General features: G+C 61.2%; 7 protein-coding genes and 1 pseudogene. 6 read left to right on the plus strand and 2 right to left on the minus strand.

Going from position 1 to position 18,907, the window contains the following annotated elements; translation table 11 throughout:
- Positions 1-36 precede the first annotated feature (36 nt).
- Together FME68_RS10150 and FME68_RS10155 are read left to right on the plus strand one after the other, a co-directional pair.
- Positions 37-1,749, plus strand: coding sequence for a long-chain-fatty-acid--CoA ligase (locus FME68_RS10150; protein WP_158397469.1), 1,713 nt, complete (start codon positions 37-39; stop codon positions 1,747-1,749).
- A gap of 178 nt (positions 1,750-1,927) precedes the next feature.
- A complete protein-coding gene (locus tag FME68_RS10155) occupies positions 1,928-3,667 on the plus strand; it encodes a long-chain-fatty-acid--CoA ligase (RefSeq protein WP_049154639.1) in 1,740 nt (579 codons plus the stop codon).
- Here FME68_RS10155 and FME68_RS10160 read toward each other — a convergent pair.
- Positions 3,664-4,113, minus strand: a complete 450-nt coding sequence (locus FME68_RS10160; RefSeq protein WP_158397470.1) for a hypothetical protein — start codon at positions 4,111-4,113, stop codon at positions 3,664-3,666. The two genes, FME68_RS10155 and FME68_RS10160, sit on opposite strands and share 4 nt — an antisense overlap.
- A 227-nt stretch (positions 4,114-4,340) precedes the next feature.
- Here FME68_RS10160 and FME68_RS10165 point away from each other — a divergent pair, with 227 nt between their 5' ends.
- From FME68_RS10165 to FME68_RS10180, 4 genes are all read left to right on the plus strand, one after another.
- Positions 4,341-4,514, plus strand: coding sequence for a hypothetical protein (locus FME68_RS10165; RefSeq protein ID WP_158397471.1), 174 nt, complete (start codon positions 4,341-4,343; stop codon positions 4,512-4,514).
- Positions 4,515-4,962: 448 nt separating this feature from the next.
- Positions 4,963-13,929 carry a type I polyketide synthase gene (locus FME68_RS10170; RefSeq protein WP_158397472.1) on the plus strand — a complete coding sequence of 2,989 codons (8,967 nt, stop codon included), beginning with the start codon at positions 4,963-4,965 and terminating at the stop codon, positions 13,927-13,929.
- A 1,484-nt stretch (positions 13,930-15,413) separates the two neighbouring features.
- Positions 15,414-16,475, plus strand: a complete 1,062-nt coding sequence (locus tag FME68_RS10175; protein WP_083280739.1) for a HesA/MoeB/ThiF family protein — start codon at positions 15,414-15,416, stop codon at positions 16,473-16,475.
- Positions 16,476-16,496: 21 nt separating this feature from the next.
- A complete protein-coding gene (locus tag FME68_RS10180) occupies positions 16,497-17,732 on the plus strand; it encodes an MFS transporter (RefSeq protein WP_158397473.1) in 1,236 nt (411 codons plus the stop codon).
- Between the two features lie 262 nt (positions 17,733-17,994).
- Here the strand turns inward: FME68_RS10180 and FME68_RS10185 are convergent.
- A pseudogene (locus FME68_RS10185) lies at positions 17,995-18,786 on the minus strand (IS3 family transposase); the annotation flags it as partial.
- Positions 18,787-18,907 lie beyond the last annotated feature (121 nt).

An 18,907-nucleotide genomic window follows, 5' to 3' on the forward strand; every position in this document is an offset into this window, starting at 1 on the left:
CCCGTACCTTAACCTACGCGACCGAAAGGTGAATCGATGTCGGCATACGAGTCCAAGGCGTGGCTGAAGTACTACCCAGAATGGACCCCGCACACCCTGGAGTACGGAGACACCACGCTTCTCGACGTCTACGACAACAACCTCGCGCTTCATCCCGATAAGCCGGCAACCTACTTTTTCGGTCGCACGCAAACCTACGCCGAGCTGGACAAGCAGGTCCGCCGCGCAGCCGCCGGCCTCCGCGCCTTCGGCGTGCGCCCGGGAGACCGCGTTGCCATCGTCGCCCCCAACTGCCCACAGTTCATCTCCGCTTTCTGGGCCGTGCTCAAGCTGGGCGCTATCGCGGTGCTGCACAACCCTCTTTACACCGCCCATGAGCTGGAGGGGCTGTTCAAGAACCACGGCGCACGCATTGCCATCGCCTGGGATAAGACGGCGTCCACCTTGGAGAAGCTACGCCCGACCACGTCCCTGGAGACCGTCGTCTCCATCAACATGATCAACGCGATGCCGACTCCGCAGCGCCTGGCCCTGCGTCTGCCTATCCCGCCGCTGAAGTCCAAGCGCGATCAGCTCACCGCCCCGGCCCCGAATACGGTGCCGTGGGAATCCCTCGTTGGCAACGCCATCGGCGGCGATGGTTCCGATGTCATCACCCCGGAAGAAGTCACCAAGGACACCACCGCGCTCATCCTCTACACCTCCGGCACCACCGGCAACCCCAAGGGCGCGGAGCTGACCCACGGCAACCTCTTCTCCAACCTCTTGATGGGCAAGCACTGGGTACCGGGCTTGGGTGATTCCCCCGAGCGCATGCTCGCCGCACTCCCCTTCTTCCATGCCTACGGCCTGACCATGAACGCCACCCTGGCGCCGCTCATCGCCAGCGAATTGGTGCTGCTTCCTAGCCCGCAGATGCCGCTCATCATGGACCTGATGAAGAAGCACACCCCGACCTGGGTTCCGGGTGTACCGACCTTGTACGAGCGCATCGTGGCAAAGGCGGAAGAAGACGACGTTTCCCTCGACGGCGTGCGCGCGGCCTTCTCCGGTGCGTCCACCCTGCCGGTCAACACCGTGGAGAAGTGGGAGAAGTACACCGGCGGCATGCTCGTGGAAGGCTATGGCCTCACGGAGTGTTCGCCGATCATCGTGGGTAACCCCATGAGCGATGATCGCCGCCCCGGCTACGTGGGAATCCCTTTCCCGGACACGGAGATTCGCATCGCCAACCCGGACAACCTGGATGAGACCATGCCCGATGGTCAGGAGGGCGAGGTTCTCGCTCGCGGCCCGCAGATTTTCAAGGGTTACTTCGGCGATGAGGAAGCCACCGAGAAGGCCTTCCACAATGGCTGGTTCCGCACGGGTGATATGGGCGTGATGGAAGAGGACGGCTTCATCCGTCTGGTCAGCCGCATCAAGGAGATCATCATCACCGGCGGCTTCAACGTCTACCCCGGCGAGGTTGAGGAAACGCTGCTTGATCACCCAGACGTGGCGGAGGCCGCCGTGGTGGGCCGCCCGCGTTCGGACGGTTCCGAGGACGTCGTGGCCTGCATCGTACTGAACGACGGCGCCGCGCTCGATCCCGACGGCCTCAAGAGCTTCTGCCGCGAGCGCCTCACCCGCTACAAGGTTCCGCGCACCTTCTACCACTTCGAGAAGCTGGCCACGGACCAGCTGGGCAAGATTCGCCGCCGCGAGGTTCAGCAGGATCTGCTCGAGCGTCTCAAGGCCGAGAAGTAGCACTCCATAACCCCGGAGCGATCCCTGCGTGATAGACGCACATCGCCGGGGTTATTGATTTGTCCCGAAAAGATTTCGTTACGTTAAGCAACTTTGCTAAGTTTTGCGAGACTTCTGTCACAGATTGGCTATACTGTTCCAAACATAACAAGTTTGACCACCTAAGGAGTTCGCGAACATGACCGAATCCCCTGCCCAGGCCTCCTCCGCCTTTGAGTCGAAAGCCTGGCTCCAGTATTACCCTGAGTGGACTAAGCCCAATCTGGATTACGGCACCGAAACGCTCTTGGACTCCTACCGAGAAACCGTGGAAGAGTTCGGCGAAAGGCCCGCCACGTGGTTCTTTGGCCACCAAATGACCTACCGCGAACTCGATACCCACGTGCGCGCCGCCGCGGCGGGCCTCAAGGCCTTCGGTATTCGCCCCGGCGATCGCGTCGCCGTAGCGCTCCCCAACTGCCCCCAGCACGTGGCGGTCTTCTATGCCATCTTGAAGCTCGGGGCGACCGTCGTGGAGCACAACCCGCTCTACACCGCGGCTGAGCTCGAGCCCCTCTTCCAAGATCACGCCGCCCGCGTGGCCGTGGTGTGGGATAAGGCGAGCCCGGTCTTTGAGGAGCTGCGTGATACCACGCCGCTCGAAACGATCGTTACGGTCAACATGATCGAGGCCATGCCGCGCCCCAAGCAGCTGCTACTGCGCTTGCCACTTCCCATCATTAAGGACAAGCGCGCCGAGCTCTCAGTTCCCGCCCCTAACACCGTTCCGTGGAGCACGCTCACCGGGCGCGCCATCGGCGGACAAGGCCAGAAGCTACAGGATGCCAAGGTCAACCGCGAAGATACCGCGCTGATCCTTTACACCTCCGGAACCACTGGCAAGCCCAAAGGCGCGGAGTTAACCCACTCCAACCTGTACTGCAACATGAAGATGGCGGAAGCGTGGGTCCCCGAAATCGGCAAGAAGCCCGAGCGTATGCTCGCTGCCCTCCCCCTCTTCCACGTCTATGGCCTCACTCTCATCGCAGCCCTCGGCGTACACATTGGCGGCGAGTTGGTCCTCACCCCGGCGCCAAAGATTCCGCTGCTCCTCGACATTATGAAGAAGCGCCGCCCCACGTGGATGCCTGGTGTGCCCACGATCTACTCCAAGGTCATGGAGGCAGCCAAGGAACAGAACATCGATCTCCACGGCATCGAAAACAGTCTCTCGGGTGCAGCGGCGTTGCCAGAGGACATCGTTGAGGAATGGGAAACACTCACCGGTGGCCTACTCGTGGAAGGCTACGGGCTCACGGAAACCTCGCCGATTGTCGCTGCAAACCCGCTCAACAAGAGCCGCCGCCCCGGCTACATCGGCATTCCCTTCCCGGATACCGAGGTGCGCATCGGCAACCCAGACAACCTCAGCGAGACCCAGCCGGATGGCACCGCGGGCGAGCTCCTCGTGCGCGGGCCGCAGGTATTCAAGGGTTACTTCAACATGCCTGAGGCCACCGAGCAGTCCTTCCACGATGGTTGGTACCGCACGGGCGACATGGCGATCATGGAATCCGATGGCTTCATCAAGATCGTCTCCCGCATCAAGGAGATGATCATTACCGGCGGCTTCAATGTGTACCCGGCCGAGGTGGAAGACGTTATCCGCCAGCACCCGGACGTCACCAACGTGGCCATCGTCGGCCGCCCGCGCGCGGATGGCTCCGAGGATGTCGTGGCCTGCATCATCCTGGAGGATGGCGCGGTGCTCGATCCGGAGGGCCTCAAGGACTACTGCCGCGAGCGTCTGACCCGCTACAAGGTGCCGCGCACCTTCTACCACTTCGAGCACCTGGCCTCCGACCAGCTGGGCAAGGTCCGCCGCCGCGAAGTGCAGAAGGACCTGCTGAAACTGCTCGGAGAAGAGGCTCCCGCCTAGGCCGCGCGGTCGATATAGCGCATCACGCGCGTGGGGTTGAAGGTTCGGTAGAACGCTTCACCAGCCCGGACAAGCTGGCTCACCAACGTGCTGAGCTGCCAATCTAGCTGTTCGTCGGTGTAGCCCCACTTCGTGGGAATGCGGGCCGTGGTCACCAAGACGAGGTCCTGCTCTTGGCCGCCATCGAGGTTTACCGCCTCGATGCGCGCGGAGTAGACATACTGATCATCGTTCATAAACTCGGCCCAGCGCACGAGCGCATCCAGGTCACACGCGCAGCGGCCGGAGGGGGTGACGAGGCTGAGCTCAATATCCCCGGAGCCATCGAGGGCGGATTCAATGGTGATCGTGTGCTCATTGATGAGGATGCTCACGGCCCCGTTCTTGTTGTCCACCACGTGGATGGGCGTGCCGATCATCGCCAAGCGTGTGGCACGCTCGTGCACCCGCCACATCCCCACTACTGACACCCCATAGGCCTCACTGAAATAGTGGGGCGACACCGGCTTGAGCCCTGACCCTTTCCTCGGCTTTGAGCGATCTTCTGGAAATTGCTCATCCAAGCGCGCGAAGACCGCTGCCATCTCGGCCGCATAGCCCGCAATAATGCTCTTGAGCTGAGCGTTCGTGGCCGTCGACGCAGATAGGGCGGCGCGAAGACCCGCAGGTGGGTATGCATAGCGGAGCTTCCACAGGGCTCGGCCACGAGGCTGCCGGATATTGCACCGCCGTTGAGATCGTTGACTTCCATACGCAACGGCTGCCGGTCCGGGTCGAAGCACACCGCGCCGCCCCAATACCCAAGGACGCAGAGGCCGCCCATCTCTTCGTTGACGTCGATGCTTAAGAATCCGCCCGCAATCTTGATGGTGGGCATGCCGGTCGAGGAATCCTCCTCAAGCTTTCCAGCCAGCTTGGTCATGGTTTTGATAACTCGGCTTTTGCTGAGCCGAGCCGGTGTCTTAGTCGTTTTCTCTGGTGTTGATTGAGACATAGTCCCCCCTAGATTTTCTTTTCATTCATGCTGCGCGGGCCGATGCCGAGCCACCCCTGCTCCTCCCCGAGCCGCTGCAGTGAGCCCGAGGATACAAAAGGTTGGGCAACTTCGCGCGGCGAGCGCTGAGAAAGAGTGCCCCCACGACCAAACGTGAGAAAAACCTCACATTTTCCGCGCGGGAGACAGCTTTGCGCGAAAGCTTCGACTACGGTGGCACATCATGATTGTTCTGTAGGGCTAACTAATCCTGCCCACAGCTCTTCATAAAACCGTTCCCCATCAGCTCAAAAGAGGAAAGATGCCTGTTACTATGCTGCATTCCATGCCCCGCCCGGCCGTGCTTTTCGCCGGACAAGGCTCCGATTGGCAGGGTTTCATCACCACCGCCGCGCAGACTGCCGCCACCGCTGACTCCCTGCGCGAGGCCCTCGCCCAGGCCCGCAGCCTCACTGGCCCCGCCGCACGCACCATTGCCTCCACGTGCCCTGGCGCACTTGAGCGCCTCGAGCAGCTCATTGATGGTTCCGTCGAGCCCAATGCCCTCGACTCTCTGCCGGCAGTGTCCATCCCCGGAATCGTCCTTGGCCAGATTGCTGCCATCGAGCAGCTGCGCGATCTCGGCGTCGACATCGACGAGCGCGCTGGGCATTCGCAGGGAAGCTTGGGCGAGATGGCCGTCGACAAGCCAGTAGAAGCCCTAGCCCTGGCCATCCTGATGGGAACCGCAGCCAGCGCGGTCAACGGCTCCGACCCGCGCCCCCAGATGCTGTCCATCCGGGGCCTGGAGCGCAGCTTCGTCACTGAGCACCTGCACGGCACCGCCGCCATCGCCGTGGTCAACGGTCGCCGCCACTTCGCGCTGTCCGGCAGCCCGGAGGACCTGGCTGCCACCCGCACCGCGATCGAGGAGGCCGTGAAGAGCTTCAATGCCGAGCTGGAGAAGCGCACCGTCGGCGGCGACGAGCTCAGCCCCCTCTTTGACGAGCTGTCCGTAGCGCTTCCCTTCCACAACGCGGTTCTCGCGCCGGCGGCTGAGCGCACCGTAGCGCTCGCTCAAAAGTGCGGCCTCGACGTGGATGAGGCCCGCACCCAGGCCGAGGCCATCCTGGTCAAGGAACACGACTGGCCGGCCACTCTGGCCGCACTCAGCTCCGAGCACCTCATCGTCCTCGACCGCGCCTTGGCGAACATCACCCGCCGCGTGGTGCAGGGAACCGGGGTGACGGTGGTCTCGGCCGCCACCCCGCAGGAGCTCGATGCGCTGGCGACGCCGGGCAATGAACTGCCCAAGGCCCTGAACTACGCTGACTTCGCCCCGCGCACCATCGAGCTTCCGAACGGCCGCACCTATACCCAGACCCGCTTCTCCGATCTCACGGGCCTGTCCCCGATCATGCTGGGTGGCATGACGCCGACCTCCGCTGATGGCGAGATCGTCGCCGCGGCAGCCAACGCCGGCCACTGGACGGAGATGGCCGGCGGCGGCATGTACTCCGATGAGGTTTTCCGCGCCCACCTGGCCACAATGGAACAGCACCTGCGCCCGGGCCGCACGGCGCAGTTCAACACCATGTTCTTCGACCGCTTCCTGTGGAACCTGCACTTCGGCCAGGCGCGCATCGTGCCCAAGGCACGCGCGGCCGGTGCGTCTTTCAACGGCGTGTGCATCTCCGCCGGCATTCCGGAAGTAGAGGAGGCCGGCGAGCTGCTGGACCGCCTCCACGCCGACGGTTTCCCCTTCATCTCCTTCAAGCCCGGTACCGCAAAGCAGATCCGCGATGTCCTGGCCATCGCCACGGCCTACCCGGAGGATCGCATCATCATGCAGGTCGAGGACGGCCACGCCGGCGGCCACCACTCCTGGGTCAACCTGGATGACATGCTGCTGGATACCTACGCCGAAATCCGCCAGCACCCCAACGTCTACCTGGCAGTCGGCGGCGGCATCGCCTCCCCCGACCGCGCCACCTCCTACCTCACCGGTGAGTGGGCGAAGAAGCACGGTATGCCGGCCATGCCTGTCGACTCCGTCTTCCTCGGCACCGTCGCCATGGCCACCAAGGAGGCCAAGGCCACCGATTCGGTGAAGGACCTGCTGGTCAACACCGCCGGTATCAGCCCGGAGCAGAACGACGGCTGGGTAGGCCGCGGCACCGGTGCGAACGGCGTGGCATCCTCGCAGTCCCACCTTTTGGCGGATATCCACGACCTCGATAATTCCTTCGCCGCGGCTTCTCGCCTGATTACGAGCCTGAGCATCGAGGAGTACCCGGCACACCGCCAGGAAATCATCGACGCCCTGGCCAAGACCTGCAAGCCCTACTTCGGCGATGTCGAGTCCATGACCTACGCCGAGTGGATCGAGCGCTTCGTGAAGCTGGCCCACCCGTTTGTGGATCCGACGTGGGATGACCGCTTCTTCGATCTTCTCCACCGCGTCGAAGCCCGCCTGAACCCGGCGGATCACGGCCAGATTGAAACCCTCTTCGCAAGCCTTGACGACGTCCACGACGCCCCCGCAGCCGCAGCGAAGCTGCTGGAGGCTTACCCCGCCGCACGCACCACCGAAGTCTCGGCGCGCGATGCCGCCTGGTGGATTTCCCTGCACTACAAGCACGTCAAGCCCATGCCGTGGGTACCGGCCTTGGACGGTGACCTGAAGTCCTGGTTCGGCAAGGACACGCTCTGGCAGGCGCAGGATGAGCGCTACACCGCTGACCAGGTGCGCATCATCCCCGGCCCCGTGGCCGTGGCGGGTATTACCAAGAAGAACGAGCCGGTGGCAGACCTGCTTGCCCGCTTCGAGCAGGCCACCACGGATGCGCTGCTGGAGCAGGGATCGACCCCGCAGAAGGCTTTCTCCCGCCTGAATTCCGCCGCCGATGAGGCCGCGTTCCTGCGTACTTCCCCGACCCTGCTGTGGCACGGCCACCTCATGGCCAACCCGGCTTATGAGATGGATGAGAATGCCTTCGACCTGCGCCAGGATGCCGAGGGCAACTGGGAGATCGTCATCACGGCCGACTCCTACTGGGATGACCTGCCGGAGGAGCAGCGCCCCTTCTACGTCCGCGAGGTCACCGTCCCTGTGGACCTGCCGGAGGAAGTAGCCACGGGTAGCTCCCCGGTGGTCTCCGAGGAGCGCCTGCCTAACTCCGTCTTTACCCTCCTGGAGGGCCTGGCTGGTGTCGGCTCCACGGCGGAACAGGGCGATGAGATCACTAAGATGCCCACCGTCGAGTCGGGTTACTCCTTCCACTTCCCCGCCTCGCTGCTCTCCGCACACAGTGCGGTGACCTGCGGCGATGCTGCAGCCGAGAAGGCCGGCACCCCGGATGTTCTGGTCGGCCCGTGCTGGCCGGCCATCTATGCCGCGCTCGGCTCCGGCCGCCTGGAGGACGGCTACCCGGTCATCGAAGGCCTGCTCAATGCGGTGCACCTGGACCACGTCATCGACCTGCGCGTGCCGCTGGAGCAGCTTGCCGACGGCCGCCAGATCGACGTCACCTCCTCCTGCACCGCCATCGAGGAATCCGCCTCCGGGCGCATCGTCACGGTGGAGCTCGAGCTCAAGGATCACGCCTCCGGCGACATTGTGGCCACGCAGATGCACCGCTTTGCCATCCGCGGCCGCGCCACCGGCACCGCCGCACCGAGCCAGGCACCGGAGTGGGGCGGCGGCAAGTCCGCCACCAAGGTGGTGCCGACGCCGCGTTCCTTCGTCGACCGCGCCACCGTCACCGCCCCGCAGGACATGACGCCCTTCGCTCTAGTCTCCGGTGACTACAACCCGATTCACACTTCCTATAACGCGGCCCAGCTGGTGAACCTGCAGGCACCGCTGGTGCACGGCATGTGGCTCTCGGCCGCCGCGCAGCAAGTGGCCGGGCGCCATGGCCGCGTGGTGGGCTGGACCTACTCCATGTACGGCATGGTGCAGCTGGGCGATGACATCGAGGTCACCGTTGAACGCGTCGGCCGCAAGGGCATCCACCAGGCTCTCGAAGTCACCTGCCGCATCGACGGCGAGGTGGTCTCCCGCGGCCAGGCCCTGCTTGCCGCGCCGACCACGGCGTACGTCTACCCCGGCCAGGGCATCCAGGCCGAAGGCATGGGCAAGGGCGACCGCCAGGCCTCCCCGGCAGCGCGCGAAGCGTGGCGCCGTGCTGATGCGCATACCCGCGAGAACCTGGGCTTTAGCATCCAGAAGATCATCGATGAGAACCCGACGGAACTCACCGTCCGCGGCACCACCTTCCGCCACCCGCAGGGTGTGCTGCACCTGACCCAGTTCACGCAGGTGGCCCTGGCTGTGGTGGCCTATGCCCAGACCGAGCGCCTGCGCGCCGAGGACGCCCTGGCCCCGACCTCCTACTTCGCCGGCCACTCCCTGGGCGAGTACACCGCGCTGGCCTCGCTGGCGAATATCTTCGACCTTGAAGGTGTCATCGACATCGTCTACTCCCGTGGTTCCGCCATGGGCAGCCTGGTCCCGCGCGATGCGGAGGGCAACTCCGAGTACGCCATGGCGGCACTGCGCCCGAACATGGCCGGCATCGACGGCGACAACGTCGACGCTTGGGTCGCTGAGGTCTCAGAAAGCACCGGCGAGTTCCTGGAGATTGTTAACTACAACATCCGCGGCCAGCAGTACTCCGTCGCCGGCACCAAGAAGGGGCTCAAGGCCCTGGTGGACAAGGCCAATGTCATCGCCCCGCGCGCAGCCGTCATGGTCCCGGGCATCGACGTTCCTTTCCACTCCCGCGTGCTGCGCGAGGGCGTTCCGGCCTTCGCGGAGAAGCTCGATGAGCTCCTGCCGCAGGAGCTGGATCTGGACGCCCTGGTAGGCCGCTACATCCCGAACCTGGTGGCCCGCCCCTTCGAGCTCACCCAGGACTTCGTCGATGCCGTGGCACCGCTGGCTCCCTCCGGCAAGCTGGATGGACTGAAAGTGGAGGACCTCTCCGAGCACGAGCTCGCCCGCCTGCTGCTCATTGAGCTGCTGTCCTGGCAGTTCGCTTCGCCTGTGCGCTGGATTGAGACCCAGGAGCTCCTCTTCGGCAAGGTCGAGCAGATCATCGAGGTCGGCTTGGCTTCTTCCCCGACGCTGACCAACCTGGCTACCCGCTCGCTGGCCGTCGCCGGCATCCCGGAGGGCACCATCCGCGTGCTCAACGTGGAGCGCGACCAGGAGCAGGTCATGCTTGCCGACGTCTCCGAAGCCCCAGCCGCCGAACCGGCTGCGGAATCCGACGCCGAGGAGGCACAACAAACCAACGAGGCACCAGCCGAGGCTGCCGAGGCTCCGGCTGCGGCCGCGCCAGCTGCCGCACCTGCTCCTGCGCCTACCGCAGCCGCCGCCTCCGGCGACGCCCCCGAGCTGCGCTTTGGTGCGGCGGAGGCCATCATGGTGCTCTTCGCCTTCCAGAACAAGATCCGCGTGGATCAGATCGCGGACTCCGACACCGTGGAGGAGCTGACCAACGGTGTGTCCTCGCGCCGTAACCAGCTGCTCATGGACATGTCCGCGGAGATCGGCGTGCCGGCCATCGATGGCGCCGCCGATGCCGACGTGGCAACGCTGCGCGAGAAGGTCGCCACCGCCGCCCCGGGCTACTCCGCTTTCGGCCCGGTGCTGGGTGAGGCCGTCGGCGCGCGCCTGCGCCAGCTCTTCGGCGCTGCGGGCCTCAAGCCCACCGCCGTGGCGGACTACGTCACCGGCACCTGGGGCCTGCCCGAGTCCTGGGTTGCCCACGTCGAGGCTGAGATTCTGCTGGGCTCCCGCGAGGAGGACTCCGTGCGCGGCGGCTCGCTGAGCACCGTGCCGGCGAGCGCTACCTCCAAGTCCGCAGCACACGAGCTGATCGACGCCGCCGTCCAAGCCGTCGCCGCTACCCACGGTGCATCCGTGTCCAAGGGCGCGGCCGCCGGTGGTGCCGGTGGCGGTGCCGTGGTCGACTCCGCTGCGCTCGATGCCTTCGCCGAGACCGTCACCGGTGAGAGCGGCGTGCTGGCTACTGTCGCCCGCCAGGTTCTTACCCAGCTGGGCTTGGACTCCGAACCGGAGCTCATCGAGGCACCTGATACCACCGTCATCGATGCCGTGGAGGCAGAGCTCGGCTCCGGTTGGCTCAAGTCCGTCACGCCGTCCTTTGATGCGAACAAGGCCGTGCTTTTCGACGACTCCTGGGCTATCGCCCGCGAGCGCCTCGCCCGTCTGGCACTGGGCCAGGCCGAGTACCCGGTGGACAGCTTCCGCGGTACCGGCGAGGACCTAGCGCGTCAGGCACGCTGGTGGAAGCGCGAGGACATCGCCAAGGCCGCCGTGGACACCACCCCTGGCGCGTTCGCCGGTGAGGTTGCCCTGGTCACGGGTGCTGCTCCTGGTTCCATCGCCACCGCGCTGGTGGAGCGCCTGCTGGAGGGTGGCGCGACCGTCATCATGACCGCCTCCCGTGTCAGCCAGGCCCGCAAGGAATTCGCGCGCACGCTCTACGCTGAGCACGGCGCTGCTGGTTCCGCCCTGTGGCTGGTCCCGGCGAACCTGTCGACCTTCCGCGATATTGACGCGCTCATCGACTGGATCGGCACTGAACAGCGCGAGTCTGTGGGCAACGAGGTAAAGATCCTCAAGCCGGCCCTCACTCCGACGCTGGCCTTCCCCTTCGCCGCGCCGAGCGTCTCCGGCTCGCTGGCGGATGCCTCCGGCACCACCGAGGCTCAGGCCCGCCTGCTGCTGTGGTCCGTCGAGCGCACCATCGCGGGACTGGCAAGGTTGAGCCAGGAAGACGTCGACAAGCGCTGCCACGTTGTCCTGCCGGGCTCGCCCAACCGCGGCACCTTCGGTGGCGACGGCGCCTACGGCGAGGTCAAGGCCGCCCTCGATGCCATCCTCAACAAGTGGAAGGTCGAGGCCGGCTGGCCGCAGGGTGTCACCCTGGCGCAGGCCAAGATCGGCTGGGTCGCCGGCACGCACCTCATGGGCGGCAACGATGGGCTGGTGCCCGCCGCCGAGAAGGCCGGAATCAAGGTGTGGAGCCCGGAGGAGATTTCCGCCGAGCTTATGGACCTGGCCAGCGCCGACTCGCGCGAGCAGGCAGCTCACGCCCCGGTAGAGAAGGACCTCACCGGCGGCCTAGAGGGCTTCTCCCTCAAGGAGCTTGCCGCAGGTGCGGAAACCGCTGGCGCAGTTCCGCACGAAGATATAGAAGCCCCCATCACAATCGCGGCACTGCCCAACCAGGTACAAGCAGTGCAGCCTGGCCTGGAGGAAGAAGTTGGCCAGGTCACCACGGACCTGGAGGACATGGTGGTCATCGCCGGTATCGGCGAGGTCTCCTCGTGGGGCTCCGGCCGCACGCGCTTCGAGGCCGAGTATGGCCTGCAGCGCGATGGTTCCGCGGAGCTCACCGCAGCTGGTGTGCTGGAGCTGGCCTGGATGACCGGGCTGGTGGAATGGCGCGAGGACCCGCACCCGGGCTGGTTCGTGGTGGAGAGCGATGAAGAGATCGCCGAGGAGGACATCTTCGAGCGTTTCCGCGATGAGGTCGTTGCACGCTCCGGTGTGCGCACGCTGACGGATAAGTACCACCTCACCGACCGCGGCTCCATCGACCTGACCACCGTCTTCCTGGACCGCGACGTCACCTTCGCCGTGGATTCGGAGGCCACCGCCCGCGATATTCAGGACGCGGACCCGGAGTTCGTCAGCATCGTCGAGGTGGACGGCGAATGGCAGGTCACCCGCCGCCAGGGTGCCACCGTCAAGGTGCCGCGCAAGGCTACGCTGACTCGCACCGTCGCCGCCCAGATGCCGGATGACTTCGACGCCGCTAAGTGGGGCATCCCGGAGCACATGCTCGACTCCCTGGACCGCATGGCGGTGTGGAACCTGGTCAGTGCGGTGGATGCCTTCACCCAGGCCGGCTTCTCCCCGGCGGAGCTGCTGCGCTCCATCCACCCGGGCCAGGTGGCCACCACGCAGGGCACCGGTATCGGTGGCATGGAATCCCTGCACAAGGTCTTCGTCACCCGCTTCCTCGGTGAGGAGCGCCCGTCCGACATCCTGCAGGAGGCCCTGCCGAACGTCATCGCGGCGCACACCATGCAGTCGCTCGTAGGCGGCTACGGTTCCATGATTCACCCCATCGGCGCCTGTGCTACCGCAGCGGTGTCGATTGAGGAGGCCGTGGACAAGATTGCCCTGGGCAAGGCCGACGTGGTCGTGGCCGGCGGCATCGACGATGTCCAGGTGGAATCCCTCCAGGGCTTCGGCGACATGAACGCCACCGCGGAGACCGCGAAGATGACCGCCAAGGGAATTGATGATCGCTTCATCTCCCGCGCCAACGACCGCCGCCGCGGCGGCTTCCTCGAAGGCGAAGGCGGCGGCACGGTCCTGCTAGTTCGCGCCTCACTAGCAGCCGACTTAGGACTGCCGGTGCTCGCGGTGGTCGCGCACGCGGCCTCCTATGGCGACGGCGCCCACACCTCCATCCCGGCCCCTGGCCTGGGTGCGCTGGGTGCTGGCCGTGGTCGCGAGAACTCTCGTCTCGCACGCTCGCTGCGCGGACTGGGCCTGACGCCAAACGACGTCTCGGTCCTGTCCAAGCACGACACCTCCACCAACGCCAACGACCCGAACGAGTCCGAGCTGCACTCCATCCTGTGGCCAGCTATCGGCCGCGACGCGGACCAGCCGATGTTCGTCATCTCGCAAAAGACGCTCACCGGCCACTCCAAAGCCGGCGCCGCGCTCTTCCAGACCGGCGGCATCATCGACGTCTTCCGCACGCACCGCATCCCGGCGAACGTGTCCCTGGACTGCGTCGACCCGCTCATCGCTCCGAAGGCGCCGAACCTGGTGTGGCTTCGCTCCCCGCTGGACCTCGCTGCGGCAGGCCACAGCGTGAAGGCCGCGGCACTGACCTCGCTCGGCTTCGGCCACGTCAGCGCGCTCATCGTCTACGCCCACCCAGGTGTGTTCGAGCAGGCTGTGTCCCAGCAACGCGGGGCGGATGCCGCCGCCCAGTGGCGTGAGCGCGCCGAGCAGCGCCTGCGTGCTGGCCGCGCACACTTCGAGGCCGGAATGCTGGGCCGCGCCCCGCTCTTCGAGGTCATCGAGGGCCGCCGCCTACCGCACGCCGACGCCAAGGTGATGATTGACGGCTACGGTCTCGTCGACGCCGACAAGGCCGCGGAAATCTCCATGCTCCTCGACGCCGATGCGCGCCTGGGCAGCAACGGTGAATTCCCGGGTGCGTAACCTCTAGCAATTAGGGCCAGTTCAAGTACGAACTGGCCCTTTCCTTTCGGACTAACCTCGTTTCGCTCTATGTCGCGACGATATTTGCTCACCAACGCTTTTCAATTAAATGTTCCATCACACGCTTTCAAACATCCGCCGAAAAATATTGACAAGCATGATTACGGAATCAGCGATTATGCCAGCATCACGGCGCGATGAGTTCGGTGCGTGTTTTATCGAATGAGCTAACGAAACTGCCTTACGAACAAAACTACGCAGTTCACTATTCGCTGGTCCTGGAAGTTCTACTTCAACAACTCGTGCCAGCCGGTTTTTGAGTTTCCCTCATTAAATTTATCCGCATCATCACCATTCCGTAAGTGACGAGTTTCGTCAAAGGCTACGCGGTTCAATTCATGTTGGCGGACATGAAAAACTGACCAGTGGCGGACACGGGATTTAGGGGTTTGGGGAGTTTTTATTGGGGGTAGGAAAATAAGGGGTCTTCATCCGATGTTCGATAGAAGAGTCTAACCGGACTCATCTAGCGAAAAGCATGGACGGACCTGACTCCGTCTCTAATCAGCAGCAATTGTCTTCTAGAAGAAGCAGGGGTGAAGTTGAGATGTCAGGCCTGTGGCCCCGCCGTCGCCGATGGTGACTCCAACACCGGGTTCCTCGTGCCTATCGAAGGCAACCACAGCACGCGGCCGCGCGCCGTCGGCACGTTCCGTGAAATCACATGTGCCAAGCTTCACGGACCTCATGCCACAGGTGCGCCCGACACCGAACAACACGGCTCCCATCGGTCGGCTGATGCACCACGTCATCGTCGTTCGGACTCGAGGAGCATCCCAGCGCTAGATCGACGTCACAACAGGGCTCTGAACCAGAGGGGATAAGTTCGCTTACCATACTCCAAGAGGACGAGTCAATCATTCGAACACGCCCTGCCCCCGTGGTGTCCGCCACTGGTCAGTTTCTCATGGCCATAGGTGGACTTTTTTATGTCCGCCTCCGGTCAGCTTTTCATGTCCGCTAACAATTCATCGAGAATGCGAACCCCCCGATTACCGACATCACTGAAGTCAAACGTTAGCGTTTTAACGTCATAACACTAACACTAAAACACCACTCAACCACCGCAATCATTGGGCAAGTTGGCCATAGTCAAAGCTGTGACCCTGGAAATTCGAAAGACGTCACAGCAACAAACCACCACCCCAGACAACCTTCACATGAGATGCCTTTTAAACATTATGATATATGCCCTACGTTCACCCCTTAGAGATTTAAATTATATTTTTCATTGACTGTGCTTTGGATCCCTGCTACCTTGTCTGTAACTTCACTTATGAAAGGAGGAGGCCAATGTCATTCGATTTTGAAGTGATTTCCACCCAGAATCTGATGGAAGCCCACCGCGTTGGACAGGCATAAAACATCAGACAACCACGGGGACCTGAATACATTCGGGCCCCCTTTTTACTTTAAGGAGAACAATGTCCTTGATATCATTCCGGACCGCCCATGAAGTTAGGCCTCTAGGGGATGGCAGGTCAGTTGTTGGATCAAACACGGCAGGAATCGGCCACTATGTCCAAGATCCAGACCACCATCTCCAAAAATTGAATAAAATTTTAAACGGCACCCTAAATCAGCAAGAAGCTACCGAACAGATCGCTAAGCAAACGGGAATTTCTCCCTTTAATGCACATACTCTGCTCGAGAAGCTAATCCAGCTAGGACACATTGAGGCCATTTCTCAACCCAACTTAACCCCAGAACAACAGACTCGTTTTTCTCGCAGTACTGCGCTCTACTCATGGCTAGGCGGATTTGGGAAATTTGATCGATGGGCTCCTCAAGAAATTATCTGCTCGTCGAGCATTTGCATTTTAGGGGCCGGAGGCATTGGATCTAGCATCGCATTACAGATGGCCGCAAGTGGAATAGGAAAAATAACTCTCGTTGATTTTGACACTGTCGAGTTGTCCAACCTGAATCGACAAATTGCTTATTCGGAAAAATCTATCGGCAAATTAAAGACTGATGAACTCAAAAATAGGATTAGAGAGTTAAATAGCGATTGCTCAGTACGTACGATCGAGCGAAAAATTGAAGGAGTAGAGGAATTAATTCCCATTTTCAAGGAAGCAGATCTAGTTATAAGAGCAATCGACAACCCACCCGAATCGGCATATTGGGTATCAGAAGCCGCAATAGCCACCAAAAGGCCCTGGATTGACTGCAGCTACGCCGGGCCGATGGCGGTTTGCGCGACTTTTGTCCCCGGAACGACAGGGTGCTACCGATGCCTTCGAGAAAGTGAAAAACAACGGCTGCAACAGAATAATATTTCTGGACTCTATGAGGAAACCCCTCTTGGAATTAACGCTGCGATAGCACCTATCGTGTCAATAGCCAGTGCATTGGCTTCACTCGAAGCCTTAAGGTTCTTAGTCTCAAGAACCAACTTATCTATGGGCAAAGTTCTACATCAAAACCTTGCAGACTATTCAAATCAATATTCCATTGATTTCCCCTCGTCTTGCCAACATTAGCCTTCATGAAAGGACTAAGAAATGGCCACCTTAATGAGTATTCCTGGCTATCGCCGCTTAGTCGGAACAATGGCGTTCAACCAAACTGGTTATGCAATGGCTTCAGTAATAGTTCCACTATTGATTTTTGACATAAGCAAAAACGCCACACTGGCAGGATCAGTATCAGCTTTTGGAACAGGTTCGCTTATTCTTTTGAGCCTGTTTGCCGGTGCATTAACAGATAAGTTTCATCCCTCAGTAGTGCTAAAACGAGTTACTCTCGCTCAAACGATCATTTGGATCAGCATTGCTCTCATGCTCTCCTTTAGTGATCTTCCGTTACTCCCCATAGTTTTATGCATCGTTCTCGCTTCCGCGCTCTCTGCATTCGACGCACCAAGCGAACAAAGTCTCATCAAGCAGATGGTCCCTACAAGCGATCTAGGTACAGCAAATGCTATCGCGCATGGACGTGAATCCACTGCGGAAGTTTTCGGCGGACCGAGCGCCGGACTTCTTTACGGTTTAAACCCCCACTTAGCTCTTTTTGTCCAGGGAGCATTCCATGCCATCGCCTGCGCTCTCGTTCCTCGAAAGCCTAATTCAGCGTCAGCAAATCAGCTACACGAAGAACACGACACAAATGTTTCTGTTCTAAAGTCCTCGACTGATGGGTTCCGTTTTGTATTTAGCCACACAGGGCTGCGCGCAATCACTCTCGTGGCAGCCGTTGCCAACATTCCAATGTCAGCTTTTATCTTGGTACTGATTTTTTCATACCGCGCTACAGGAGAATCTGCATTCATTATCGGTTTGATTTCAGCATCTTTTGGATCCGGTGTCATCGTAGGTTCTTTTTTGGCCAGCAAGCTAGCAGAGGTTGTACCACTAGGAAAACTTGGCACTATAGCTTTACTTACCTTCACAATAAGCCTTATTGTGCTTACCACACTACATAGCAATACGGTCGCCACCATCATTGCTTTGTTTATCGCGGGTCTACCCCTAGCGTCTTTTAATACTGCAATTGGGGCTTTTACTGCCGCCATTACCCCTGACTACCGAATGGGCGCAGTAACCACAGCTTCTACCATTCCTGGAATATTTCTCATGCCATTCGGAGCATTTCTCGCTGGCTTTGGATTTGAGCACTGGGGAGCTTCAACAACACTCGGACTCATTTCAACAATCGCGCTCATTGCCACCATGATGACGCTAACCTCAGCGGTTCGCGGAATACCATTGCTATCTCAACTCGACGAAGTTCAATCCTGATAGTTCCACTCTGCACTGTAATGCTCTTAAAATAAGGATTACCCCATAGAACGATTAAGCCAAATAACTTTCGACGACGTATACCTCATCTCCCCGTCCAGTTGGAATGATTGAAACACCGTAATGCTCCCAGACCTAATCAAAATTCAGGACTTCCAGAAAGAGAACTCTGGGCGGCTGGTGAGCGACGGTTTCAAGGAGCCCGACCCCGGAAAGTAGACACCGTGGGGTGAACAAAATGTTGGTGTAAGCCTATCAGACCTTAAGCGGCTTGGGACTCGAACTCATCGGGAGTTTTATACCCGCACCAAGTGTGCCGACGGCACGTGTTGTAGCGCACGCACCACCGGAAGACGTCTCGGCGGCAGATCAGTTGATTGGCGAATGTCTTCGCATCTTTGAGGACCTCCCGTATCAGAGCCGCGTTGAACGACTCAGCCAGCGAATTATCCGCGCTGGTTCCCACCGCGCCCATCGACTGGGTAACGCCCAAGCGCTTGCATGTTGCCTGGAACTGCGACGAGGTATACACGCTTCCATGATCCGAGTGGAAAACCGCACCATCAAGACCTCCACGCAGATGGGAAGCGTTTTCGAGGGCTTCTTCTACCAGTTCGCAACGCACGTGATCTGCGATAGCAAAGCCGACAAGTTTGCGGGAAAAACAATCAATCACTGTTGCCAAGTACATGTTCGTTCCGTCTGCGATCGGCAGATACGTAATATCGCCAACAAGCACACGATTTGCAGCGCAGGCTGTGAAGTCACGGTTGACCAAGTCTGCAAACACGCGCCGGCCTTTGTCGCGCACAGTGGTCTAGACCCTGCGCTTCTTTTGAAATCCGAACAGGTTCTGGGCCCGCATCAAACGTGCCACCTTTTTGCGATTGATCCGCTTGGCAGGGGTTGTAGCACCGTCGCGACGTGTGGGGTCGTTGAGTTCGGCGGTGATGCGACGAGCGCCCCACACGCCGTTTTCAGCGTCGAAAATGGTCTGGATCTCCGCGGCCACCACAGCGTCATCTAAAAGGCGCGCACGGCGCCGCGGTGTTGCGACCGGCTATTTGGTAGCAGTGTCGTGACTATCTGGTAGCGCTTCAGTGGGTTTCTGGTAGCAGCTCGCGGCGCTCGGGGTGATACTTCCGGTAGCCGCACCACTCGGGTGCGGCGCGTAC

The sequence above is a fragment of the Corynebacterium hiratae genome, assembly GCF_009708045.1.
Lineage (GTDB): Bacteria > Actinomycetota > Actinomycetes > Mycobacteriales > Mycobacteriaceae > Corynebacterium > Corynebacterium hiratae.

What these genes read in the sequence shown, in the direction of transcription:
- FME68_RS10150 (WP_158397469.1), top strand. Translation starts at nt 37, where the DNA reads ATGTCGGCATACGAGTCCAAGGCGTGGCTGAAGTACTACCCAGAATGG.
- FME68_RS10155 (WP_049154639.1), top strand. Translation starts at nt 1,928, where the DNA reads ATGACCGAATCCCCTGCCCAGGCCTCCTCCGCCTTTGAGTCGAAAGCC.
- FME68_RS10165 (WP_158397471.1), top strand. Translation starts at nt 4,341, where the DNA reads ATGCATAGCGGAGCTTCCACAGGGCTCGGCCACGAGGCTGCCGGATAT.
- FME68_RS10170 (WP_158397472.1), top strand. Translation starts at nt 4,963, where the DNA reads ATGCCTGTTACTATGCTGCATTCCATGCCCCGCCCGGCCGTGCTTTTC.
- FME68_RS10175 (WP_083280739.1), top strand. Translation starts at nt 15,414, where the DNA reads ATGTCCTTGATATCATTCCGGACCGCCCATGAAGTTAGGCCTCTAGGG.
- FME68_RS10180 (WP_158397473.1), top strand. Translation starts at nt 16,497, where the DNA reads ATGGCCACCTTAATGAGTATTCCTGGCTATCGCCGCTTAGTCGGAACA.